Annotated in this window: 21 protein-coding genes; 9 read left to right on the top strand and 12 right to left on the bottom strand. The window is 71.6% G+C overall.

The genetic code is table 11. The features are described 5' to 3' along the window. Nucleotides 1-56: 56 nt before the first annotated feature. A complete protein-coding gene (locus tag AC0VYM_RS15455) occupies nucleotides 57-713 on the top strand; it encodes a DNA alkylation repair protein (protein ID WP_475463054.1) in 657 nt (218 codons plus the stop codon). Between the two features lie 103 nt (nucleotides 714-816). On the opposite strand, the gene AC0VYM_RS15460 is transcribed toward AC0VYM_RS15455, so the two are convergent. Continuing rightward, nucleotides 817-1,362 carry a CGNR zinc finger domain-containing protein gene (locus AC0VYM_RS15460; protein ID WP_475452669.1) on the bottom strand — a complete coding sequence of 182 codons (546 nt, stop codon included), beginning with the start codon at nucleotides 1,360-1,362 and terminating at the stop codon, nucleotides 817-819. Between the two features lie 124 nt (nucleotides 1,363-1,486). Here AC0VYM_RS15460 and AC0VYM_RS15465 point away from each other — a divergent pair, with 124 nt between their 5' ends. Then, nucleotides 1,487-2,725 (top strand): MFS transporter, encoded by a 1,239-nt coding sequence (locus AC0VYM_RS15465; protein WP_475452671.1) that lies wholly within the window; start codon nucleotides 1,487-1,489, stop codon nucleotides 2,723-2,725. A 39-nt stretch (nucleotides 2,726-2,764) separates the two neighbouring features. Here the strand turns inward: AC0VYM_RS15465 and AC0VYM_RS15470 are convergent, their stop codons facing one another. The 3 genes from AC0VYM_RS15470 to AC0VYM_RS15480 all read right to left on the bottom strand — a co-directional run bounded on the left by AC0VYM_RS15470 (nucleotide 2,765) and on the right by AC0VYM_RS15480 (nucleotide 6,294). After that, nucleotides 2,765-3,835: an Rv2578c family radical SAM protein gene (locus AC0VYM_RS15470; RefSeq protein ID WP_475452673.1), complete on the bottom strand. Its 1,071-nt coding sequence runs from the start codon at nucleotides 3,833-3,835 to the stop codon at nucleotides 2,765-2,767. Between the two features lie 78 nt (nucleotides 3,836-3,913). Then, nucleotides 3,914-5,185, bottom strand: coding sequence for a glutaminase A (glsA, locus tag AC0VYM_RS15475; protein WP_475452675.1), 1,272 nt, complete (start codon nucleotides 5,183-5,185; stop codon nucleotides 3,914-3,916). A gap of 335 nt (nucleotides 5,186-5,520) precedes the next feature. Beyond that, entirely contained in the window at nucleotides 5,521-6,294 is a 774-nt protein-coding gene (locus tag AC0VYM_RS15480) for a VOC family protein (RefSeq protein WP_475452677.1), read from the bottom strand. Nucleotides 6,295-6,636: 342 nt separating this feature from the next. Here AC0VYM_RS15480 and AC0VYM_RS15485 point away from each other — a divergent pair, with 342 nt between their 5' ends. Continuing rightward, nucleotides 6,637-6,978, top strand: a complete 342-nt coding sequence (locus tag AC0VYM_RS15485; protein ID WP_475452679.1) for a DUF1801 domain-containing protein — start codon at nucleotides 6,637-6,639, stop codon at nucleotides 6,976-6,978. Here AC0VYM_RS15485 and AC0VYM_RS15490 read toward each other — a convergent pair. Then, nucleotides 6,950-7,591, bottom strand: coding sequence for a TetR/AcrR family transcriptional regulator (locus AC0VYM_RS15490; protein WP_475452681.1), 642 nt, complete (start codon nucleotides 7,589-7,591; stop codon nucleotides 6,950-6,952). The genes AC0VYM_RS15485 and AC0VYM_RS15490 overlap by 29 nt on opposite strands. Before the next feature lie 59 nt (nucleotides 7,592-7,650). Between AC0VYM_RS15490 and AC0VYM_RS15495 the strand changes: the two genes are divergently transcribed. Beyond that, the gene (locus AC0VYM_RS15495; protein ID WP_475452683.1) at nucleotides 7,651-9,060 is read left to right on the top strand and encodes an aldehyde dehydrogenase family protein; all 1,410 of its coding nucleotides are present in this window, start codon (nucleotides 7,651-7,653) and stop codon (nucleotides 9,058-9,060) included. Nucleotides 9,061-9,065: 5 nt separating this feature from the next. Here AC0VYM_RS15495 and AC0VYM_RS15500 read toward each other — a convergent pair whose 3' ends face one another. The 3 genes from AC0VYM_RS15500 to AC0VYM_RS15510 all read right to left on the bottom strand — a co-directional run bounded on the left by AC0VYM_RS15500 (nucleotide 9,066) and on the right by AC0VYM_RS15510 (nucleotide 12,839). Next, nucleotides 9,066-9,794, bottom strand: a complete 729-nt coding sequence (locus tag AC0VYM_RS15500; RefSeq protein WP_475452685.1) for a polysaccharide deacetylase family protein — start codon at nucleotides 9,792-9,794, stop codon at nucleotides 9,066-9,068. Nucleotides 9,795-9,934: 140 nt separating this feature from the next. Then, nucleotides 9,935-11,548: a polysaccharide deacetylase family protein gene (locus AC0VYM_RS15505; RefSeq protein WP_475452687.1), complete on the bottom strand. Its 1,614-nt coding sequence runs from the start codon at nucleotides 11,546-11,548 to the stop codon at nucleotides 9,935-9,937. Nucleotides 11,549-11,726: 178 nt separating this feature from the next. Next, nucleotides 11,727-12,839 carry a pyroglutamyl peptidase gene (locus AC0VYM_RS15510; protein ID WP_475452689.1) on the bottom strand — a complete coding sequence of 371 codons (1,113 nt, stop codon included), beginning with the start codon at nucleotides 12,837-12,839 and terminating at the stop codon, nucleotides 11,727-11,729. A gap of 223 nt (nucleotides 12,840-13,062) precedes the next feature. On the opposite strand from AC0VYM_RS15510, the gene amaB reads away from it, so the two are divergent. The 3 genes from amaB to AC0VYM_RS15525 all read left to right on the top strand — a co-directional run bounded on the left by amaB (nucleotide 13,063) and on the right by AC0VYM_RS15525 (nucleotide 15,747). Next, nucleotides 13,063-14,610 carry an L-piperidine-6-carboxylate dehydrogenase gene (amaB, locus tag AC0VYM_RS15515; protein WP_475452691.1) on the top strand — a complete coding sequence of 516 codons (1,548 nt, stop codon included), beginning with the start codon at nucleotides 13,063-13,065 and terminating at the stop codon, nucleotides 14,608-14,610. Between the two features lie 152 nt (nucleotides 14,611-14,762). Further along, the gene (locus tag AC0VYM_RS15520) at nucleotides 14,763-15,248 is read left to right on the top strand and encodes a MarR family winged helix-turn-helix transcriptional regulator (protein WP_475452693.1); all 486 of its coding nucleotides are present in this window, start codon (nucleotides 14,763-14,765) and stop codon (nucleotides 15,246-15,248) included. Between the two features lie 70 nt (nucleotides 15,249-15,318). Beyond that, the gene (locus tag AC0VYM_RS15525) at nucleotides 15,319-15,747 is read left to right on the top strand and encodes an organic hydroperoxide resistance protein (protein WP_475452695.1); all 429 of its coding nucleotides are present in this window, start codon (nucleotides 15,319-15,321) and stop codon (nucleotides 15,745-15,747) included. A gap of 85 nt (nucleotides 15,748-15,832) precedes the next feature. Here AC0VYM_RS15525 and AC0VYM_RS15530 read toward each other — a convergent pair whose 3' ends face one another. From AC0VYM_RS15530 to AC0VYM_RS15545, 4 genes are all read right to left on the bottom strand, one after another. Next, complete coding sequence (locus AC0VYM_RS15530) at nucleotides 15,833-16,843, bottom strand: hemolysin family protein (protein WP_475452697.1); 1,011 nt, start codon at nucleotides 16,841-16,843, stop codon at nucleotides 15,833-15,835. Then, nucleotides 16,840-18,222, bottom strand: coding sequence for a hemolysin family protein (locus tag AC0VYM_RS15535; protein WP_475452699.1), 1,383 nt, complete (start codon nucleotides 18,220-18,222; stop codon nucleotides 16,840-16,842). Before AC0VYM_RS15535 ends, AC0VYM_RS15530 begins: the two co-directional genes overlap by 4 nt. Before the next feature lie 230 nt (nucleotides 18,223-18,452). Further along, nucleotides 18,453-19,013 (bottom strand): TrmH family RNA methyltransferase, encoded by a 561-nt coding sequence (locus AC0VYM_RS15540; RefSeq protein WP_475452701.1) that lies wholly within the window; start codon nucleotides 19,011-19,013, stop codon nucleotides 18,453-18,455. A 194-nt stretch (nucleotides 19,014-19,207) separates the two neighbouring features. Further along, complete coding sequence (locus AC0VYM_RS15545; protein ID WP_475452703.1) at nucleotides 19,208-19,855, bottom strand: class I SAM-dependent methyltransferase; 648 nt, start codon at nucleotides 19,853-19,855, stop codon at nucleotides 19,208-19,210. Between the two features lie 138 nt (nucleotides 19,856-19,993). Between AC0VYM_RS15545 and AC0VYM_RS15550 the strand changes: the two genes are divergently transcribed. Both AC0VYM_RS15550 and AC0VYM_RS15555 read left to right on the top strand, forming a co-directional pair. Continuing rightward, nucleotides 19,994-20,500 carry a dsRBD fold-containing protein gene (locus AC0VYM_RS15550; protein ID WP_475452705.1) on the top strand — a complete coding sequence of 169 codons (507 nt, stop codon included), beginning with the start codon at nucleotides 19,994-19,996 and terminating at the stop codon, nucleotides 20,498-20,500. A gap of 290 nt (nucleotides 20,501-20,790) precedes the next feature. Continuing rightward, entirely contained in the window at nucleotides 20,791-22,053 is a 1,263-nt protein-coding gene (locus tag AC0VYM_RS15555; protein WP_475452707.1) for an APC family permease, read from the top strand. The last annotated feature ends 81 nt before the right edge of the window (nucleotides 22,054-22,134 follow it).

The raw sequence follows: 22,134 nt of genomic DNA on the forward strand, positions 1-22,134 counted from the left end.
ACGCGTCGAGTGGGGGAGGGGAGGCCGAAGTGGCCGAGACGACGGTGACCGACGTGATGACCGAGCTGGCCGGGCTGGAGGACGCCCGGGTCCGTGCGGTCAACGAGAGGCACGGTGACGACCACGGGGTGAACCTGGGCAAGCTGCGCGCCGTGGCCAAACGGCTCGGGAAGCAGCAGGACCTCGCGGTGGAGCTCTGGCGGACCGGGGACGGCGCGGCGCGGCTGCTGGCGATCCTCATCAGCCGACCGAAGCTGTTCGGCCGCGACCAGCTGGACACGATGCTCCGCGAGGCGCGCACCCCCAAGGTGCACGACTGGCTCGTGAACTACGTGGTCAAGAAGGGCCCGCACGCCGAGGGGCTGCGCCTGGCCTGGTTCGACGACCCGGATCCGGTGGTCGCGAGCGCGGGATGGGCCCTGACCACCGAACGGGTGGGGAAGCGACCCGAGGGCCTGGATCTGTCGGGGTTGCTGGAGACCATTGAGGGGGAGATGGCCTCCGCACCGGACCGCCTGCAGTGGGAGATGAACAACTGCCTGGCGCGGATCGGCATCGACCACGCGGAGTACCGGGAGCGGGCCGTGGGGATCGGGGAGCGTCTGGAGGTGCTCAGGGACTATCCGACCCCGCCGGGCTGCCTGACCCCGTACGCACCGGTGTGGATCGAGGAGATGGTGCGCCGAGCCGGGGGGGCGAACTCGGGGGCGTGACGCCTCGCGGTGGGCGATGTAAATCTACAACGTAAAGGTGTCGGTCCGGTTCACGGCCGAACACCCACCACCAGGCAGAGGCGCCGACCGGAGGAGCGCTCCGTCAGGCCTCTTCGCGCGCTCGGCGCTCCTTCTCGGAGTGGCGCCGCGACTTGGTCCGGTTCCCGCACACCCGCATCGAGCACCAGCGGCGGCTCTGGTTCCGGGACCCGTCCCAGAACACCCACAGGCAGGTGTGCTCGGCGCACCTCTTGAGCCGTGCCACGTCCCCGGTCGTCACCAGTCGCACCCAGTCCAGGGCCAGCGCGGCGCACGCCGTGCGCAACGGTCCGAGGTTCGGGTCCGGAACGAGTTCCCGTCGGCCGGGGGAGAGGCTGGCCAGGAGCGGCAGTTCGGCGAGGAGTGTGTCGGCCCGGGCGAGCGCGTGCGGATCCCCGTCGGGCCCGTCCAGCGCCGCGCGCAGCCCGGCGCGCAGGTCCAGGAACGCCCGGTGGTCGGCCTCGTCGGCGCGGGTTCCGCCGCCGACCAGCCCCTGATCGCGGAGCCAGTGCGTCAGCTCCTCGGGGGTGGACAGCTCGTCACGGCCGCTCTCCAGGTCGAAGGTGTTGGTGAACAGCTCGACGCGCTCAGCGGCGGGTGGTCGTTCCATGGCCCCTCCCGTGGGTAACTGGTGCGCCAAGGTTAGCGGTTGGTTGCCTCCTTCTCCTCCAACCTCTCTGTCGCGGACGTTCATTCCAGGCTACTATCCACCAAACGGCTTAAGGTGGTTAGTTATGACGCGGCTCCTCACTGTGCGCCCCCGGACCGACGCGCGCAACACCGGCGTGCTGGTCGTCTTCACCGCGCTCACCAACCTCGCTGACGGTGTGCTCAAGGTGGCCCTGCCCATGGTCGCCACCACCCTGACCACCTCGCCCGGGCTGATCGCGGCGGTCGCGACCGTGCTCACGCTGCCCTGGCTGCTCACCTCGCTGCACGTGGGCGTGCTGGTGGACCGCTTCGACCGGCGCGCGCTGCTGCTGGCGGCCAACCTCGTGCGGGTGGCCACGATGGTCGGAGCGGTCGCCGCCCTGCTCACGGGCGCTCTCTCGCTTCCCCTGCTCTACGCCGCCGCGGCGCTGATGGGGGTGGCCGAGGTCGTGGCGACCACCGCGTCGGTCGCCCTGGTCCCCTCGGCCGTGACGCCCCCCGGGCGCGAGCGGGCCAACGCGTGGATGGCCGGAGCCGAGACCGCGTGCGGGGAGTTCACCGGCCCCTTCGTCGGCGGAGTGCTGGTGGCGGTGGGCGCCGGGCTGGCCCTGGGGGTCACCGGAGCCGCGTACGTGGTCGGCATGCTGGTGCTGCTGTTCCTGGTGGGACGCTTCGCCCCGAACCCGGGGGGAGAGCGGCCGGTCGGCTCGGTGCACGGGCGCATCGGTGAGGGGCTGGCTTACCTGTGGCGGCAGCCCATGCTGCGCGGCATGGCCCTGCTGCTCACCGTGCTGTGCGCCTGCTGGGGCGCCTGGTTGGCCCTCATGCCTCTGGTGGCGACGGACCTGCTGGACCTGAGCGCCGCCGAGTACGGTGCTCTGATGAGCGCCCTCGGTGCCGGCGGCATCGTCGGCGCGCTCACCGTGGGCTGGGTGAACCGGCTGCTGGGGCGGCGCTGGGCGATGTTCGCGGACCTGCTGGGCACCGCCGCGATGATGGCCGCCCCCGTGCTGAGCTCGAACGTGTGGGTGGTGGGCGCGGCGGCGTTCCTCGGCGGCATGGGAGGGACCCTGTGGACCGTCAACACCCGCACCATCACCCAGCGGATGGTTCCCGGTGCGATGCTGGGCCGGTTCAGCTCCGTGTTCCGCCTGTTCGGCTGGGGTGCGATGCCGTTGGGCGCGGCGCTGGTGGGTGTGCTCGCGGAGGTGGTCGGGGTGCGGGTGGCCTTCGGGGTCTTCGCCGTGGCGGCCCTGCTGGCGGTCGCCCCCTTCCTGCGCGTGGTCACCCCCGCCGCCCTGGCCGCCGTGCCCCGTCACTGATACCGCGGTGCTGTCGGGGCGCCGCGGTCGCCCCCGCGTTCAGCCCTGGGCCACGGGCAGATCGATACGCAGCTGCTCGTCCTCCGCGGGCGTCTCGCGGCCCGCGTCCCGGGGCGACCCGGGTCTGTTCAGGCCGTACCTGGCCGCGATCTCACGCACGGCCGTGGTGACGATCCGCTGGTAGGAGTCGGAGGCGTAGGAACCCCGACCGTAGAGTTCGCGGTAGAGCGGCAGCAGGCGCGGATGCTCCCGGCCCAACCACGCCCGGTACCACTCCCGCGCGCCCGGGCGCAGGTGCAGGACGATCGGGGAGACGCGGGTGGCCCCGGCCTCCGCGATGGCGGCGACGGTCTCCTCGATCTGCTCGGCGGAGTCGGTCAGCCCCGGCAGGATCGGGGCCATGAGCACCGAGCACTCCAGTCCGCGCTCGCCCAGCGCGCGGACCACGCCCAGGCGGGCGCGGGGGCTCGGGGTTCCCGGTTCCACGGTGCGCCAGACACCGGTGTCCACGGAGCCGACCGAGACCGCCATCCCGACCCGGGTGACCCGTGCGGCCTGCTCCAGGAGGGGGAGGTCGCGCAGGACCAGGGTTCCCTTGGTGAGGATCGAGAAGGGGTTGGCGGTGTCGCGGAGCGCCGCGATGATCTCCGGCATCAGCCGGTAACGACCCTCGGCCCTCTGGTAGGGGTCGGTGTTGGTGCCCATCGCGATGTGCTCGCCGCGCCAGGAGGGCCGGGCCAGTTCGGCGCGCAGCCGTTCGGCGGCGTTGACCTTGACCAGGATGCGGGTGTCGAAGTCGCGGCCGCTGTCGAGGTCGAGGTACTCGTGGGTGCGCCTGGCGAAGCAGTACACGCACGCGTGCGAGCAGCCCCGGTAGGGGTTGATGGTCCACCGGAACATCGGGTCGTCGCCGGGCACGCGGTTGATGATGCTGCGGGCCTGGATCTCGATGGCGACCGCCTCACCGTCCTGGCCCGCCAGGACCGGCCCGGGTGCGGGCGCGCCCAGACCGGCCCGTCCGGTGCCGCGCGTGGGCGGCTGTGTGGCGGGCTCGAACAGTGACTGCTGCCCGGTGTCCTTGGTTCCCTCTCGGAGGTTCTCCCAGCGCATGAGGTCAATTCGAACACGTTTTCGAATGTCTGTCCAGTGGTGCGGCGTGGCTGTGGATCCCGCTCGCGCGCCCCCGGGTCAGAGCTGGCTCCGGGCGAGGCGCTCGGGGCTCCAGCGCTCCACCTCGCGACCTCGGCTGTCCTGGAAGTCGGGGACGGTCTCCTCCGGGTCCACCAGGATGATCCGGTGGCCGGTGTCGATGAGCTTGGCGGCCATCGCGGCGGACGTGCGGCGGGCCACCGGCAGCACCTCGTCGACCCGGCTCATGTCGAACACCACCAGGTGCGTCGAGGGCGTGTTCCCGACCAGTTCGTGCACCAGGGCCTCGATGCTGCTCAGCACCATGTCGCCCTGGAGCACGTAGACCGTCGCCGGTTCGCCGTCGACCACCTCCTTGCGGGTCTCGCGCAGGGACGAGCGGGCGGGCCGTCCCGACTCCATCAGGTGCAGGCCCAGGTCCTCTGACAGCTTCTCCATCATGACCACGCCGCGCGCGCTGTTGCCGTGCGCGTCCAGGCGCGGGGAGAAGACCGCCACCCCCACCTGGCCGGGCAGCACACCGAGGATGCCCCCCGCCACGCCGCTTTTGGCGGGGATGCCCACGCTGGTGAGCCAGTCCCCGGCCGCGTCGTACATGCCGCAGGAGGTCATCACGCTCAGCAGGTGCCGGGTGGTGCGCCTGCTGAACAGCCGCTGGCCGGTGTTGGGCTGCACGCCGCCGTTGGCGAGGGTGCAGGCCATGAGCGCGAGGTCGCGCACGGTGACGTTGGCCGAGCACTGCCGCACGTACCCGGCCACGGCGGCGGCGGGATCCTGGCCCAGGCGCCCGGAGGCGTGCAGGAGGTAGGCGAGCCCGAGGTTGCGGTCCCCGGTCGCCAGTTCGGAGGCGGCCAGCCCCTCGTCGATCTCCACCGGCCGCTGCGCGAGGTCGGAGAAGAGACCCAGGACACGGTCCACGGCGGGGCGCCGGTCGTCGCGGACGAGGGTGTGGGTGGCGATCGCCCCCGCGTTGATCATCGGGTTGCGGGGTCTGCCGGTCTCCGGGTCCAGGGAGAGTTCGTTGAAGGCCTCGCCGCTGGGTTCCACCCCGACGCGGTCGAGGACGAACTCCAGGCCGTGGTCCTCGATCGCCAGCGCGTAGGCGAAGGGCTTGGACATCGACTGGATACTGAATTCGTGGTCGGCGTCCCCGCTCGCGTAGACGGTTCCGTTCACCGTGCACAGCGCGACCGCAACCCGGTCCGGATCGGCGGTGGCCAGTTCCGGGATGTAGTCGGCCCGGGCGCCGGAAACCACGTGGTCGGTGCTGTCGACGATGGCGTCCAGGTAGTCGAGGATCGGTGAGCGCAACAAGGATTCCCCCGTCTTTCGGCCGGTGTCGCGATGTGAGTCGCCTCCCGATCCTCCCCGGGTCACACCCGCCACAACCCTCGTACTCCCGCTGGGAGCCGAACGTGAACGCGGTTTCGCGCATTCCGTGGAATGGTCGTCGACAGCGGACGATCATTGGTTTGATGGCGGGGTGTTTCCGCGTTTTCGGTTCCCGTTCCGAGTGATTCTCCTATGGTCCGGGAATCGCCATTCCTCCACTCGGATTCGCGTCCCCGCGGCGCGAACGCACCCTTCGGTAACCGGCTGGTCCGCCGGGTGACGCGCCGCCAGGGGCGCCCCCGGCCCCGGCGTCCTCACGCCGTGGCGGTGATCCGCCAGCGGTGTCCGTCGGGGTCGGTGAAGCTGCCGGTGTGCGCATCCCCCGGTTCGGGGGCGGTGACGTGAGCGCCCGCCGCGTGCGCGCGGGAGAGGACCGCGTCGAGCTCCGCGCGAGAGGCCGCGGCGTGGGTGAGGACCAGTCCGGTCGGGCCCGCTCCGCGCGCGTCGACACCGACGTCCTTGGCCAGCGCGGCCCGTCGCAGCAGGCCCAGACGGGACGTGCCGCTCGCCGCGGCGAAGTCCACGAACGTGTCCCCGTAGTCGTGGCGGGTGTCCATCCCCAGGGCCTCGTAGAAGACCCTGGAGGCCTTCGGGCTGGCGACGCCGAGGTAGACGGCGGTCTCGACGGGTTCCGGAGGGTCGGGGACGGGGCCCCGGTCCTTCCTCGTGGCTGCGGCGAGTTTCCAGAGCGTCCCGTCCGGTGCCCGGAAGACGGCGGTGTACTCACCGAAGAGCTCCTTCCTCGGTGGCTTGACCACCTCGGCGCCGTGGGCGGCGGCCGCCGACACCAGGGCCCTGACCTCGGCGGGGCGATCGACGATCGCGCTCAGAACACAGCCCCGGAACCCCGTGCCGACCGCGTCGGTCCGCTCGAAGGAGAACCGGCCGGTGCCGTTGAGGTCCACGCCGAGGGAACAGGTGGGGGCGTCCCCGGACGGTACCCCGGCGGTGAACACGGACGTGTGGAAGGCGTGCGCGTCCTCCGCCCGTGCTGCCTCGACGGTGACGGTGTCCAGTGAGAGCGCCATCGCGCGGTCCCTTCGTTCGGTGGGTCGGTGGCCTCCGGGCCCCGACCCCGGTCACGCTAGGCCGCGTGCCCGGACCGGCGCTTCTCGATTCCTGACCGACCGGTCGAGCCGCCTGTCGGTCAGGAATCGAGAAGCGCCCCGGAACCGGGCCTGACTAGCGTCAGGGGCACCGAGAAGCACCAGTACCAGAGGAGACGCGCATGGCTGAGGACACCGGCACCGAGGGGTCGGGAGGCTTCTCCGAACAGGAACGCGCCGCCATGAGGCAGCGCGCCGCCGAGCTGAGGAAGGAGGCCGAGCGCGGCCGCGGCCGAGCTCGACGTGCTGGCGAGGATCGAGGAGATGGAGCCAGCCGACCGTACGGTGGCCGAGCGCGTCCACGCGATCGTCACCGCCCACGCCCCGGAGCTGTCACCCCGGCTCTGGTACGGGCAGCCCGCCTACGCGAGGAAGGGCAGGGTGGTGTGCTTCTTCCGCAGCGGGCAGGTGGACAAGGAGCGCTACTCCAGCCTGGGGTTCACCACCGAGGCCCACCTCGATGACGAGGGAGGCCTGTGGCCCACGGCCTACGCCGTCACCGGGCTGGACGAACGGGCGGAGCGGACCATCGCCGACCTCGTGCGCAGGGCCGTGGGCCGACCCGGCCACCGGGCGGTCACTCGGGGCGTGCCCCCAGGGCCCTGAGCAGGTAGGGGAGCAGGCGCCCGGCGATGTCCGAGCCGGGGGTGGCGGCGGACGCGCCGCCCACCTCCGGCGGGACCAGGAAGGTGTGGCTGACCATCGGGCCGATGACCAGCTCCGCGACCACCAGGGGGTCCTCCACCTCGGGGATCTCCCCTCGCTCCACCGCCCGGTCGAGCAGGGCGAGCACCCTGCCCTGGAGCGGGATCACGAAGGCGTCGAAGAGCACGTCGGCCAGGGCCCGGTTGTGGGCGGCCTCGCCCAGGACGGCGCGCAGCAGGAGGCCGGAGCTGCCCTCCAGCGCGGCGGCCTTGTCCCTGAGCAACACGCCGAGGTCGGCGGGGAGGCTCCCGTGGTCGTGGTCGGGGCCCAGGTTCTCCGCCCAGGCCTGGGCGGCGCCCACCACCAGGTCCTCCTTGGAACGCCAGCGGCGGTACAGGGTGGCGGTGGAGACCCCCGCCCGACGTGCCACGGCGGCGGTGGTCAGTCCGCTGTAACCGTGCAGTCGGAGCTCGGTGAGGGTGGCGTCCATCAGCGCGCGGTCCCGGGTGGCGTCGCGGGGGCGGCCCCTGGGGGCGGTCCCGGCGGACGTCTCCGGCAGATGGTCCGTCGTCATACCCGAATCGTATGCCAGATGGCTCTTGGAAACGAAACGTTTTCGTTTACTCTGGGGCCATGTCTCACACCAACGCCTCCGAACCGCTCACGCTCATCACCGAGATCCCCCAGATCGTGGCCCGGCTGCGTGCCACCTTCGACAGCGGACGCACCAAGCCGCTCTCCTGGCGTCGCGCCCAGCTGCGCGCGATGCGTCGACTGCTCACCGAGGAGCGCGCCACCCTGGAGAAGGCGCTCCGCTCCGACCTGGGCAAACCCCCTGTGGAGGCGCACACCACCGAGATCGGTTTCGTGGTCAACGAGATCGACCACACCCTGAGACACCTGGCCTCGTGGCTGCGGCCCCAGCGGGTGTCGGTTCCGATGGCCCTGGCCCCCGCCAGGGCCCGCCGCGTCCGTGAACCCCTGGGCACGGTCCTGATCATCAGCCCCTGGAACTACCCCGTCAACCTGGCCCTGGCCCCGCTGGTCGGGGCGATCGCCGCGGGCAACGCGGCCGTGCTCAAGCCGTCCGAGCTCTCCCCGGCCACCTCCGCCGCGCTGGCCGACCTCATCCCGCGCTACCTGGACAGCGAGGCCGTCGCCGTGGTCGAGGGCGGCGTCGCCGAGAGCACCGCCCTCCTGGAGCAGCGCTTCGACCACATCTTCTACACGGGCAACGCGGCCGTGGCCCGGATCGTCATGGCGGCGGCGGTCAGACACCTGACCCCGGTCACCCTGGAGCTGGGCGGCAAGAGCCCGGCTGTGGTCGAGCCCGGTGTGGACCTGGCCACCACGGCACGCCGCCTGGCCTGGGGGAAGTTCACCAACGCGGGGCAGACCTGCGTGGCCCCGGACTACGTGCTGGCCATCGGTGACACCGCGGACCGGCTCCAGAAGGAGCTGGCCGCCGCCATCACCGAGATGTTCGGCTCCGACCCGGCGCGGAGCGCGGACTACGGTCGCATCGTCAACGAACGCCACTTCGACCGGCTCAGCGCCCTGCTGGAGAGCGGCAAGGTCGTCGCGGGCGGTGACACCGACCGCGAGGACCTCTACATCGCCCCCACCGTGCTGGGCGACGTGAGTCCGGACTCGCCGATCATGGCCGAGGAGATCTTCGGCCCGATCCTGCCGGTCCTGAGGGTGCCCGACCTCGACGCGGCGATCCGGTTCGTCAACGAACGCGACAAGCCGCTGGCGCTGTACGGGTTCACCGAATCCGAGACCACCAAGCGACGCCTGACCACCGAGACCTCCTCGGGCGGCCTGGGCTTCGGCCTGCCGATCGCGCACCTGGCCGTGCCGGACCTGCCCTTCGGCGGGGTGGGGGAGAGCGGGATGGGCGCCTACCACTCGGCGGCCTCCGTCGACACGTTCTCGCACACCAAGGCGGTGCTCGACAAGTCGCTGCTCATGGACACCATGCGGGTGGCCTACGCGCCGATCAGCCAGGTCAAGGAGCGCATCCTGCGCCGGATGCTCTGAGTGGACTACTCGGACCGGGCGTCGGTGTACGCGGTGCCCGGTTCGAGGCCGTCCCCGAACAGCTCGCTGACGGTCACGAAGTGGTAGCCCTGGCCGGCCAGGTCGTCCAGGAGTTCGGGGACGGCCTCCACGGTGGTCTCGTGGATGTCGTGGAACAGGATCACGCTGCCGTCCCGGACCCCGTCGAGGGCGATCTCGCGCATCCGGTCGCCGTCGCGGTGCTGCCAGTCCAGGGTGTCCACGTCCCACAGCACCATGGGGTGGGGGATCGCCTCGCGGGCGGTGTCGTCGAGGGCCCCGTAGGGCGGGCGCATGCTCCGGGGCCGTTCGCCGGTGACCTCGGCCACCGCGCGGTCGGTGCGGGCGAGGTCGTCCCTGATCCGGTCGGCGGAGAGCGTGGTGAGGTCGGCGTGTGCCCAGGTGTGGTTCCCGATCCCGTGCCCCTCCTCGGCCATGCGCCGCACCTCCTCCCGATGGCCGCCCACCTGTGAGCCGAGCAGGTAGAAGGTGGCCCTGGCGTCGTGCTCGGCCAGGGTGTCCAGGAGCTCGTCGGTGTACTCGCCTGGGCCGTCGTCGAAGGTCAGGGCCACACACCGCACCTGGGCGCAGTCCGGTGCCTCCTCGGCGGGGGTGGCCGTCACCGGGGCGGCGGCGCCGATCAGCAGGCCGGAGGTGAGCAGTATTCCTCCGGCGGCACCCACGGCGGCCTTGGGTATCAGAGAGGTAACGTTCACGCGTCGAAATTTAGACTAAACGGGCATTTCGGGCAACTTTCAGGGCGTCTCCGAGTCCGGGGTGAGGATGGACGCTCCCCGACACGTCAGAGGGCCCCGGTCGCCAGCGCGGCGTCCGGGGCCCGTGCGGGACCGGTGGGTCAGTCGACCCGTGCGTCCGTGTGGGGCTGGCCCGGCTTCAGGCCGTCCTCACCGAAGATCTCGCTCACGGTCACGAAGTGGAACCCCTCGGCGTGCATGCCCTCCAGCACGTCCGGGATGGCGTCGACAGTGGACTTGTGGATGTCGTGGAACAGGACCACGCTGCCCGGCTTGGACTCGTCGAGCGCGTGCTTGGCCACCGCGCCGGTGTCCCGGTTCTGCCAGTCCATCGTGTCCACGTCCCACAGGATGATGGGATGCTCGGTGGCATCGCTCACGGTGCCGTTCATCGCACCGTAGGGCGGGCGCAGGGTGGGCGGTGCCACCCCGGTCACCTCCTGGATCGCCTCGTCCGTGCGCTTCAGGTCCTCGGCCACCCCCTCGGCGGAGAGCGTGGTGAGGTCGTCGTGCTTCCAGGTGTGGTTGCCCATCTCGTGGCCCTCGGCGTGGGTACGCTCCACGACGTCCGGGAACTCGCTCACGAGGGAGCCCATCACGTAGAAGGTGGCCCTGGCGTCGTACTCGCCCAGGTGGTCCAGGAGCTCGTCGGTGTACTCGCCCGGCCCGTCGTCGAAGGTCAGCGCCACGCACTTGAGGCGCTCGCAGTTCAGGCTGGTGCCCTCGGCGGTCAGTGTGCCGTCGAGCGGGAAGTCCTCGGGATCGGCGTTGGCGGCCACCGCCGCGCTGCGCGCGTGGTAGCCCAGCTCGGAGAGGACCTCCTCGGTCTCCTCCGCCTCCACCGGCAGCAGGACCTCACTCACCCGGCCCGCGTTCGGGACGTCCGCCGGGTCCAGGCGCACGGCCAGCCCGCCCGCCGTGCTGAAGGCCAGGTCGGCCAGCGGGGAGGCGGCCCAGCGTTCGGCGGCCTCCCAGGCCTGTTCCGGATCGCTCAGGTCGGCGGCCCCGGCCGTGGGCGCCTCCCCGTCCGTGCCGCCGGGCTCCTCGGCGCCACCGGTTTCCGGGTCCTCGGATCCGGGGTCCGCCTCGGGTGCCCCGGCCGGTTCGGAGGCCGCCGCCGAGACCGAGTCCGGGTCGGCCTCCGCTCGCATGGCGATCTCGCCCAGGAGCCCGGGCAGTTGGTCGACGGACATCTGGTAGCCGTCCTGGAGCACCTGGGCCACGGCCAGGTGCGCCGCCTCCAGGGAACCCTCGTCCCTGAAGAGCGAGGTCCAGGGCAGGACCTCGCCGGTGCCGGAGTCGTACCAGAGCGTCGAGGTCTCGGTGCCGCCGTCACGGACCCCCGAGGTCACGGCGGTGGTCCTGGCCCCGATCACGTCCTCGGAGGCGGCCAGCAGCTCCACGTCCTGGACCAGCTCGGGGCTGCCGTGGTCCGGCAGCTCCTCCAGGAACGCGGTCTGGCGTTCGGCCATCCCGGTACGGATCTCCGTCGTCAGTGGATGGGACTCGCCCAGGATCGGATAGCGGTAGCTCACGGTGCTGTGGTCGACCCGCACCGACACCGTGCGCGTGGCCAGCTTCTCCAGAGTGTCCGGAGAGAACTGGATCGCCTCGGCGTAGGGCAGGTTCTGTTCCGCGGAGTGGCAGCCCGGGACCAGTAGCAGGCCCAGAGCGGCACTGACAGTGAGTTTTCGTCGCAGTGAGGTGTCAGCCACGTGGGGACCTTATCGAAGCCACACGTACGCCAGGAGATCATGGAGCGACGATACGTGCTCACAGAGTGACCAAATGCCCCTGTGTGGCCGGAAAGGGCGTTTTGCCGACTCGACCCGCGCTCGGGCGTGTCACCACGGCCCTTTCGGCCACCCCGGAACCACCGGGTCCCGTCGCGTCTCAGGCGTCCCGTGGGTCCTCCGAACCGGGCTCGGGAGCCGGGGCCACCAGGGCCTCCGTCGCCACAACCGCCACGAGGGCCCGGGTACGGGCCAGGGTGCCGGTGTGCTCCTCGGGGCGTTCGGTCCTGGGCAGGTGGACGTGGCCGGCCGCCACGACCGAGTCCGCCCGGTCCCTCAGCAGGGTGTTGCGGTAGGCGATCTCGTTGGACAGGTAGTCGCCACCGCCTCCTTTTCGGGCCGCCGACCCCGCGGTGGGCCCGCCCGGGCGTGTCACCGGAGTGTCGCCGCCCTCGGGCACCTCGGTGACCTCGGTGTTGACGACCATCGCGTCCGACCCGGTCGTGTCGGCGACGATCCGCTCCACGGGCAGCGAGGTGCGGGTCCACTCCGGGGCCTCGGGGGCCACCGGGGCGCGCCCGGTCCGGGAGACCCCGAGGTTGTCCTCGCCGCCGCCGCGCCACACCCCGTTCCAGACCTCCAGGTCGAACCGGTCGCGGCCCCGGCTCAGCGTGATCACCGCGTCGGCCACCCCGTACTGGTCGGCCAGCGCCTCCTCCACGATCCCGGCGTCGAAGTCGCCCCAGCGCACCGGGAACACGGCGGAGCGCACCACGGCGGTGCGCTCACCCACCGGGAACGTCCACCCGTGCAGGTCCAGGGCGGCCGCCCCGGAGGGGTTGGAGCACGCCGGGTCCGTGTCCAGGTGGAAGGGGTCGAAACCGGTGACCACCACGCGCACCCACCGGTCGCCCGGCGGGAAGTCGAGGTCGGTGATGCCCCGGGAGGCGGTCTCGAACAGGTGGAGCAGTGCGCCCCGTTCCGCCCCGGTCAGGGGGAAGGAGGGCTCCCAGGCGCGCAGGCGGGAACTCAGGACCAGCCGCGCCCAGTACAGGGGGCGGTCGTCGACCGGGTCGGGTCCGGTGCGGGTGGACTCCGTCCACAACCGGGAGGCGTGGGAGGAGACCACCTCCCGGGCCTGTCCCAGGTCGGTGCTCGCGCGCAGGTCCGCGGCGAACAGGGGGTCGGCGGCGCCGAAACCGGAGCGGGCCAGGATCTGGCGCGCCTCCGGAAGGTCGGCGCGGGCCTCTTCGGGGGTGGTGTCGTGGTGCACGGGCCAGCTGTCTGGGTCGGGGACGGGGGGAGCGGCTCCGCGATTCTAACGGTCCCCCATGACACTCCGTACGGGATCGGAACCCGCCCTGGTCCCCGTCCAAGGGCCGGGTCCGGTCCCCGGCGCGACACCCGGCGGACCGGGCGCCGGGGGTGGACCGCCGGGCCCGGAGTTGGCAAGGTGTGTGATGACCGCCTCCCCTCTCAACGGAGAGAGAACACACATGCACACTGGTGCCCTCCCCGACACCGAGGTCCTCGCCGGACGCGCGCGGACCGCCCTGGAACGGTGCGGCGTGACCCGCCTGCCCGAATCCCTCGGGGCGCCCGGTCAGGCCCGCACTCCGATCACCGGCGGGACGCTGTTCCCCGTCGAGTTCGACACCCCCGCCTCCGCCGAGCGCGCGGTGGCCGAGGTCCACGGCTCCTTCACCTCCGCCTGGCGGGACACCCCCGCCCCGGTGCGCGGTCAGCTCGTCCACCGGCTCGGTGAGCTGTTGCGCGAGCACAAGGCGGACCTCGCTGAGCTGGTCACCATCGAGGCGGGCAAGATCCGTTCCGAGGCCCTGGGCGAGGTCCAGGAGATGATCGACGTCTGCGACTTCGCCGTGGGCCTGTCGCGCCAGCTCTACGGACGGACCATGCCCTCGGAGCGGCCCGGCCACCGGTTGATGGAGACCTGGCACCCGCTGGGCGTGGTCGGCGTCATCACCGCCTTCAACTTCCCCGTCGCCGTGTGGTCCTGGAACACCTGTGTGGCCCTGGTGTGCGGTGACACCGTCGTGTGGAAGCCCTCCGAGCTCACCCCGCTGACCGCGCTGGGCTGTCACGGTCTGCTCATGCGCGCGGCCGCCGACGTCGGCGCGCCCGCCGACGTCCACCGGGTGGTCCTGGGCGGGGCCGAGGTCGGGGACGTGCTGGTCAACGACGAGCGGGTGGCGCTGGTGTCCGCGACCGGCTCGACCGCCATGGGCCGGACGGTCGCGCCCAAGGTGGCGGCCCGGATGGGTCGGTACCTGCTGGAGCTGGGCGGCAACAACGCCGCCGTCGTGGCGCCCTCGGCCGACCTGGACCTGGTGGTGCGCGGCAGCGTGTTCGCGGCGGCCGGGACCGCCGGGCAGCGCTGCACCACGCTGCGCCGCCTGATCGTGCACGAGGACGTGGTCGACCAGGTCGTCGAACGCGTCGTGGACGGCTACCAGCAGCTGCGCGAGCGGATCGGTGACCCCTACGACGACGCGACCCTGGTCGGGCCGCTGGTGGGGGAGCGCGGGCACACGGCCATGCGCGAGGCGCTGGAGCAGGCGCGGGCCGACGGCGGCGACGTGCTGGTCGGCGGTGAGCGGCGCCTGGAGAAGGACGCCGGGGACGCCTACTACGTCGAGCCCGCGGTGGTGCGCATGCCCGCGCAGACCGAGGTCGTGCGTACGGAGACCTTCGCGCCGATCCTGTACGTGCTCACCTACCGCTCTCTGGAGGAGGCGGTGGAGCTGCACAACGGGGTTCCGCAGGGTCTGTCGTCGGCCATCTTCACGCAGGACCAGGCCGAGGCGGAGCGCTTCCTGTCTGCGGCCGGGTCCGACTGCGGCATCGTCAACGTCAACATCGGCACCTCGGGCGCGGAGATCGGCGGGGCCTTCGGAGGGGAGAAGGACACCGGCGGGGGCCGGGAGTCGGGTTCGGACTCCTGGAAGGCGTACATGCGCCGGGCCACCAACACGGTGAACTACGGCGGTGAGCTGCCGCTGGCCCAGGGCGTGCGCTTCCTGTAGGAGCGCGGTCGTCGGTGCGGGGCCCGGGTCCGCGGACCCGGGCCCCGCCCTGTGGCGCGTCGGGGCGCCGTCTCCAAAACAGTTGTGGGCAACACTGTTGTGCACAACCATTTCCTGTTACGGTGATCGGGACGACGAGGGGAGGAGCGAACATGGCGGGAACCGACGGGGGCGACCCCCTCGCCCTGGACCGGCAGCTGTGCTTCTCCCTCTACACGGCCTCCCGGGCCCTGACCGGGCTCTACCGGGAGATCCTGGCCGACCTGGGGCTGACCTACCCGCAGTACCTGGTCATGCTCGTGCTGTGGGAACGCGGCACCCTGCCGGTCAAGGACCTCGGCACCGCGCTGAGCCTGGACTCGGGCACGCTCTCGCCCCTGCTGCGCAGGATGGAGGGCGCCGGTCTCCTCACCCGCAGGCGCGGACCCGAGGACGAACGGATCGTGCACGTCAGCGTCACCGACGAGGGCGGCCGCCTGCGAGAGCGGGCCGAGGGCGTCCCCGACCGGGTCCTACGCGCCACCGGCCTCCCGGTGGCCAGGATCGAGGAGCTCCGGGGCCTGCTCGACCACGTCACGCGTTCGGTGGCCGGGACCACGGGCCGCACGCCCGCGTCCGACCCCGACCCGGACACCTGAGACGCACCCGAACCACCCCAGAACGACACACGCGGGTCCGGTGCGACCGGACCACAGAGAGGGATCGAACATGGCCTACAACGTTCTCTACACCGCCAACGCCAGTGTCACCGGAGAGGGCCGCAAGGGCACCGGCAAGACCGACGACGGCCGTCTGGGCGTCGACCTCTCCGTGCCCGCGGGCCTGGGCGGCGACGACGGCCTCGGCACCAACCCCGAGCAGCTCTTCGCCATCGGCTACGCCGCCTGCTTCCACGGCGCCCTGAAGAACGTCGCCCGCCAGGCCAAGGCCAAGGTCGACGGCTCCACCGTCGACTCCAAGGTGAGCCTCGGCAAGTCCGACGAGGGCCTGGACATCGCGGTCGAGCTCGTCGTCACCATCCCCGGCCTGGAGGAGACCGAGGCCGAGAAGCTGGTCGAGGCCGCCCACCAGATGTGCCCCTACTCCCGTGCCACGCGCGGCAACATCGAGGTCACGCTGACCACGAAGACCGCCTGAGACCCGTAGGGACTCAGGAGTCACACGAAGCGGGGGCCGGTCACGTACGTGACCGGCCCCCGCCGTGTTCGCCGCCGTTCCCGGCCTAGGCCGCCGTGTCCAGCAGCAGCAACCGGTCCAGGATGTCCTGGAGGGTCACCAGACCCACCAGCTCACCCTCGTCCTCGACGAGCGCCAGGTGGCTGCGGCTGTCCCGCATGATGCCCATCGCCGCGTACATCGGCGTGCCCACCGACAACGTCAGCACCGGGCGCATGAGGTCGGCGGCGGTGGTCCCGGCCGGACTGGTCAGCGCCTCACGCACGTGCAGCACACCGACCGGTTCGCCCGACTCCATCACCACCAGCCGCAGGTGCGTGGACTCGCGGGAGACCCGCTTGACCTCCTCCACACCGGCGTCCGGCGCCACCCAGGCGATGTCCTCGCGCGGGGTGAAGTGCTCGTCCAACGGCTGGGAGTTGACCTCCAGGGCCGTGGCCAGCTGGTCCCGGCGCTCGGAGTCCAGGGCACCCGCCTTGGCGGAGTGCTCCACCAGCTCGCGCACGTCCTCCGGGTTGTGCCCGCTCACCAGCTCGTCCACCGCCTGCACACCGAAACGGTGCAGCACCCAGTTGGCCATGCCGTTGAGCATCACGATCAGCGGGCGGGTCAGCCACATGAACGCCCGCATCGGGATCGCCAGCATCGTCGCGGACTTCTCCGGGTGCGAGATCGCCCAGGACTTCGGCGCCATCTCACCGATCACCAGGTGCAGGAACGTCACGATGATCAGCGAGAACGTGAACGAGAGCACGTATCCCACCGAGTCCGGCAGACCGTCGAACAACGGCTCCAGCATGTGGTGGAACGCGGGCTTGGAGATCGCGCCCAGGGCCAGGGTGGCCAGGGTGATCCCCAGCTGCGAACCGGCCAGCAGCAACGACAGGTCACGGGCGCTCTTGAGCGCCGCGCGCGCCGAGGCGCTGGTGTGCGCGGCCTCCTCCAGCCGGTAGCGGCGCGCCGCCACCAGGGCGAACTCGATCGCCACGAAGAAGCCGCTCAGCGCGATGAAGACCACGGTCAGCGCCATGGCCCACCACACGTTCATGTCACTCATGCCCGCACCTCCCGTGCACCGTCCTCGACGACCTCACGCAGTCTCAGCTCCACCGTGTTGGGAACGTGCCGCTGGACCGCGTTCACGGTCAGCGTCAGCGCCATGTCGGGATCGCCGTCATGGGCGCTGGAGGGCCGGGGCAGCGGCAGCTCCACCCGGTCGCCGACCTGTGGCAGCCGGTGGAGTTCGTGGATGACCAGACCGCCTATGGTCTCGTAGTCACCCTCGGGCAGGTCGTGTCCGATCAGCCGCTCGACCTCGTCGATGTGCAGCGCGCCCGGAACGATGTAGCCGTTCTCCCCGTCGAGGTGGGCCGGGGCCTCCTCCTCCGGGGTGTGCTCGTCGGCGATCTCACCGACCAGCTCCTCGGCCAGGTCCTCGGTGGTGATCACCCCGGCCAGGCCGCCGTACTCGTCCACCACGCAGGCGAACTCCTCGCCCGCCTCGCGCAGCTGGTCCAGCACGCCCGGCAGCGGAAGCGAGGCGGGGACCATGACGGTCGCCCGCGCCACCTCGCTGACCCGGACACCGGACAGGTCGCGGTCTCCCAGCGCGAGCACGTCGCGCAGGCAGATCACGCCCACGATGTCGTCCACGCCCTCACCCAGGACCGGGAAACGGGAGTGGTCGGAGGCCATCAGCTCCACGACCCGGCTGACCGGGTCGCCCTCCTCCACGGTGGTCACCTCGGGACGCGGGATCATCGCGTGCCCGGCGGTGCGGTCGTGGAAGTCGAGGGTGCGGTCCAACAGGGTGGACACCTCGGCCGGGAGGTCGCCGGTCTCACGGGACTCGGCGATGATGCGTTCCAGGTCGCGCGGGGTCGCCGCGTGCTGGACGTCCTCCACCGGGGTGATGTTCACCAGCTTGAGCAACCAGATCGCCGCCTGGTCGAACAGCCAGATCACCGGTCCGAAGATCTTCAGGTAGATCCCCGTGGACAGGGCCAGCCAGCGGGCCACCGGTTCGGGATGGGCGATGGCCAGGTTCTTGGCGAAGAGCTCACCGAACACCATCTGGACGACGGTGGAGAACAACAGGGCCAGGACGAGGCCGATCGCGAGGCCGGTACCGACCGGCACGCCCGCGCCACCGAGAAGCTCCCCGACACCCTGTCCGATCATCGGTTCGGCGACGTAGCCGACCAGAAGGGTGGTGACGGTGATGCCCAGCTGGGCACCGGAGAGCATGAACGACGTTCGGTTGGTGATGGCCAGGGCGCGTTTCGCGCCGGCGTCACCGGCCGCGGCCCGCGACTTGAGTCGCGAACGGTCCACGGCCATGTAACCGAACTCCTGGGCGACGAAGTAACCCGTCGCCACGGTGATCAGGAAGACCACCAGGGCACCGAAGGCGATGCTGAGAACGGTGCTGATCATCGGGCACACACCGCCTGGGTCCGCCCGTGGGCAGGGGTCCTACGAAGGTGCGCGCCCTTCACAGAAGGGGGCTCGTCGGAGTCTGGGTCACAGCATCCCTTGGGGATGCTGCTGGTACTTCGGGACGGGTCCACTGTTCCTCTCTCTGCGCCTTTGCGCGTCGGGTGTGAATGGAGTGGTCTGTGTTTCACAGGAGGGACGTCCAGCGGGGAGGAAAGATTCCCCGGGGCTCAGCTTCCGACGGGCGCGTTGGCCTCGTCGTCGAAGGTGGCCCACTCGCGGCGTCGCGCCTCCGCCAGGGCGATCGCCGTGGCCACGGCCACGTTCAGCGATCCGACCCGGCCGATCTGCGGGATGTAGGTGACGGCGTCCGCGCCCGAGAGCAGGGCGGGGGAGCAGCCGTGGTCCTCGGCGCCCACGGCCAGGCACACGTCGGGCTCCAACGGCGCGGCGTGCAGGGGCACGGCGCCCTTGGCCAGCTCCACGGCGACGACCTTGTAACCGTCGGCGCGGGCGGCCGCCAGCGCCTCGGCCGTGCCGGACAGGCGGGTGTGCGGGACCTTCGCGCCGGTACCCAGGGCGGTCTTGCCGACCTTGGGGTCGTCGGGGTCCGCGCTGTTACCGGTGAGCCAGAGCTGGTCCACGCCGAAGGTCGCGCAGGTGCGCAGGATCGAACCCAGGTTGTAGGGCTGGGTGACCGACTCGACGAGAAGGGCCAGACGCCCCTCGGTGCGCCTGCGCCACTGGCGGTTCAGGCGTTTGACGTCCGTGGGACGCAACTGCGTGCTCAACTGCGGTGTGTTCCTCGCGGTGTGGGCCGGGCGGTCCGGCGTGGTCGGTACAGGTTACCGGTCGGGGGTCGCGCGCGCACGCGTGACCTGGGACACATGCCGGTAAGTTCGGAAAAGAGAGTGCACTTCGGGCGTGTTCCGGGTCCGTGGCCGTAGGTGCCCACGGGGTTCCGGCCCGAACGGCGGGGCCGGGGCTACACGGCGCGGCGTACGGCCAGGACGCGGAAACCGGCCCGGGAGGCCACGCGCTCGGCGGGCAGCCCCTGGGCGTCCAGCCACTTCTGGAGGGAGTCCGAACCCAGGTGGCGCTGGACCACCAGGTGCGCGACGCCCTCGGGGGTGAGCCGGTTCAGCCAGGTGCGCAGCATCGCGTGCAGCACGTCCTTGCCCACGCGGATCGGCGGGTTGGACCAGATCGCGTCGAAGGGGCCGAGCAGGTCCTCGGCGGCGGGGGAGCGCCCCTCGCCCTGCTCCACGGCCAGACCGCCCTCGGGGGCGACCACGCCGAACCAGGCGTTGCCGAGCCCGTGGTCGTCGGCGTTGCGCCGGGCCAGACCCACGGCCCTGGAGTTGACGTCCACCCCCAGCACCCGCGCCCCGGGGGCGCGCGAGGCCATCGTCAGGGAGATGGGGCCGTACCCGCAGCCCAGGTCGAGCAGACGGCCCTCGGCGGGCGGCGGCGGCACGCTCTCCAACAGCACCCGGGTGCCGAGGTCGACCTTGTCGGGTGAGAAGACGCCGCGGTCGGTGCGCAGGCGCAGGTGGAGATCGGGCAGGACCAGGTCGGCGGTGGAGGGCCGACTGGCGGCGCCGGGATCGGAGTCGAAGTAGTGCTGGGCCACGCCGTGACGCTACCAGGCACGGAGCGGGTGACGGGACGGCAAAAACCTCGCATACCACCGGGAACGAAAGAACCAACCCTCCGCTGAGAGCCGAAACAGCACCGATGATGGAGACAAGCGAGGTTTGTGGGGGAACCCATGCGAGCAGAGGTAGGAGACCGACTGGTCATCGAGAGCCCGAACGCCGACACCCACCGTCGCACGGGGGTGGTCACACGGGTCCGGGGCTCGGAGGGGACACCGCCCTACCAGGTGCACTGGAGCGGTGCCGAACCGGGGCACCAGGCCCTGGTCCACCCGGGACCCGACGCCCACATCGAACACCCGCCCGGCCCGGGCGCCGACGGGGGAGAGGGAGCGAATGCCATGCAGACGATGAAGCGCTGGAACGTCGACGTGGTCGTCGCCGAGGAGAGCGAGGGCGCGGCGGCGCGCACCTGGGCCGAGGTCGGCCTGGTCGCTGACGACGGCACTGCGCTGCGCGGCCACGGGATGGCCCGCAAGCACCCGACCGACCTGGACGTGCCGGAGATCGGGGAGGAGCTCGCCGTCTCCCGGGCACTGTCAGACCTCTCACGTCAGCTGAGGCAGGTCGCGGCCGAGGACATCAACGACAACGCGGGTTCGCCCTGGCGTCCCACCTGACCGGGGCCGCCCGTAACGACGAGGAAACCCAGCCGCACAGGGGTCCCCGACCACGGTCGGGGACCCCGACCCGCGCCAGCGCCTCCTCCGGGTGAGAGGGCACGGGGGTCCGGAACCGGCCACCCCCGTGCCGGGGGTTCGCGCTCGTCGGTCACCGGTATCGGGCACACTCGGAAGTCGGACACGACCTTTGTCCCGCTTCCAGAGGACCCGGCCCCCGGGCCGTGACCTCCACCGACAGGGCGCGTCCGCCGGTCGACGACCGGAGACACCCACCCAAGGAGACCCCGTTGGCCACCTCTTCCGGACCGCAGGCCAGACCCGCCCGGACGCTGGGAACCGTCGACGCGGCCGCCATCGGCGCCGCCGCGATGCTCGGCGCCGGAGTGTTCACGGTGTTCGCCCCCGCCGCGCTGGGCGCCGGGGCCTGGCTGCCCGTCGCCATCCTCATCGCGGGGCTGGTCGCCTACTGCAACGCGGTCTCCTCCGCGCGCCTGGCCGCCCGGCACCCCCAGAACGGCGGCACCTACGTCTACGGTCGCGAGCGCCTGGGCGACCTCTGGGGCTACCTGGCGGGCTGGTCGTTCGTGGTCGGCAAGATCGCCTCCTGCGCGGCCATGGCCATGACCTTCGCCGCGTACACACTGCCTGAGTGGCAGAAGCCGGTCGCGGTGGCCGCCGTGGTCGTCCTGGCGGCGGTGAACCTCCGGGGCGTGCGCCGCTCCACCCTGGTCATCAAGGTGCTGCTCCTGCTCGTGCTGGGCGTCCTGGCGGCCGTGTTCGTCGCGATGCTCATGAGCGGACGCCTGGCCGCGGTCGCGGAGGTGGACGGGCTCGGACCCTGGCCCGGGTCCTTCGGCGTCCTGGGCGCGGCCGGGATGATCTTCTTCGCCTTCGCCGGGTACGCGCGCATCGCCACCCTGGGCGGACAGGTCCGCGACCCCCGCACCACCATCCCCCGGGCGATCTCTCTCTCCCTGGGCACGGTCCTGGTCGTCTACCTGGTGATCGGCACCGGCCTGCTCATCGTGTTGGGCCGGGAGAAGCTCACCACCAGCCACGCGCCCATGGCCGACGCGGTCCAGGTCGCCGGGTTCCCGATCCTCGTACCGTTCGTGGTGGCCGGTGCGGCCGTGGCCAGCCTGGGTGCCCTGCTCCCCCTGCTGATGGGGATCTCGCACACGACCGCCGCGATGGCCTCGGACGGTCACCTGCCGCGCTCTCTGGCCGCCGTGAGCGAACGCCACGGGGTGCCCCGCAGAGCCGAGGCCGTGGTGGCCGCCGTGGTGATCGTCCTGATCCTCGTGGCCGACCTGAGCGGCGCGATCGCCTTCTCCGCCTTCGGCGTGCTGGTCTACTACGCCATCACCAACGCCTCGGCGCTGCGTCTGGGCCCGGACGAGAACCGCCCGCCGCTGATCGCCCCGGTCGGAGGCCTGGTGGGGTGCGTGGTCCTGGCGACCAGCCTGCCCCTGCCGGTGGTCGGCACCGGGGTCCTGGTCCTGGGGCTCGGTGCGGGACTGTGGTGGGTGCGCCACCACGTCCTCGTCTAGTAGGGAGCGGACCCGCCGGACGCCGTCCGGCTGATCCCGGCGGGCGCCGGGCCGCTACCGGCCCGGCCCGCACGGTTCCGT

This window comes from Nocardiopsis sp. iso_237, from assembly GCF_056173345.1.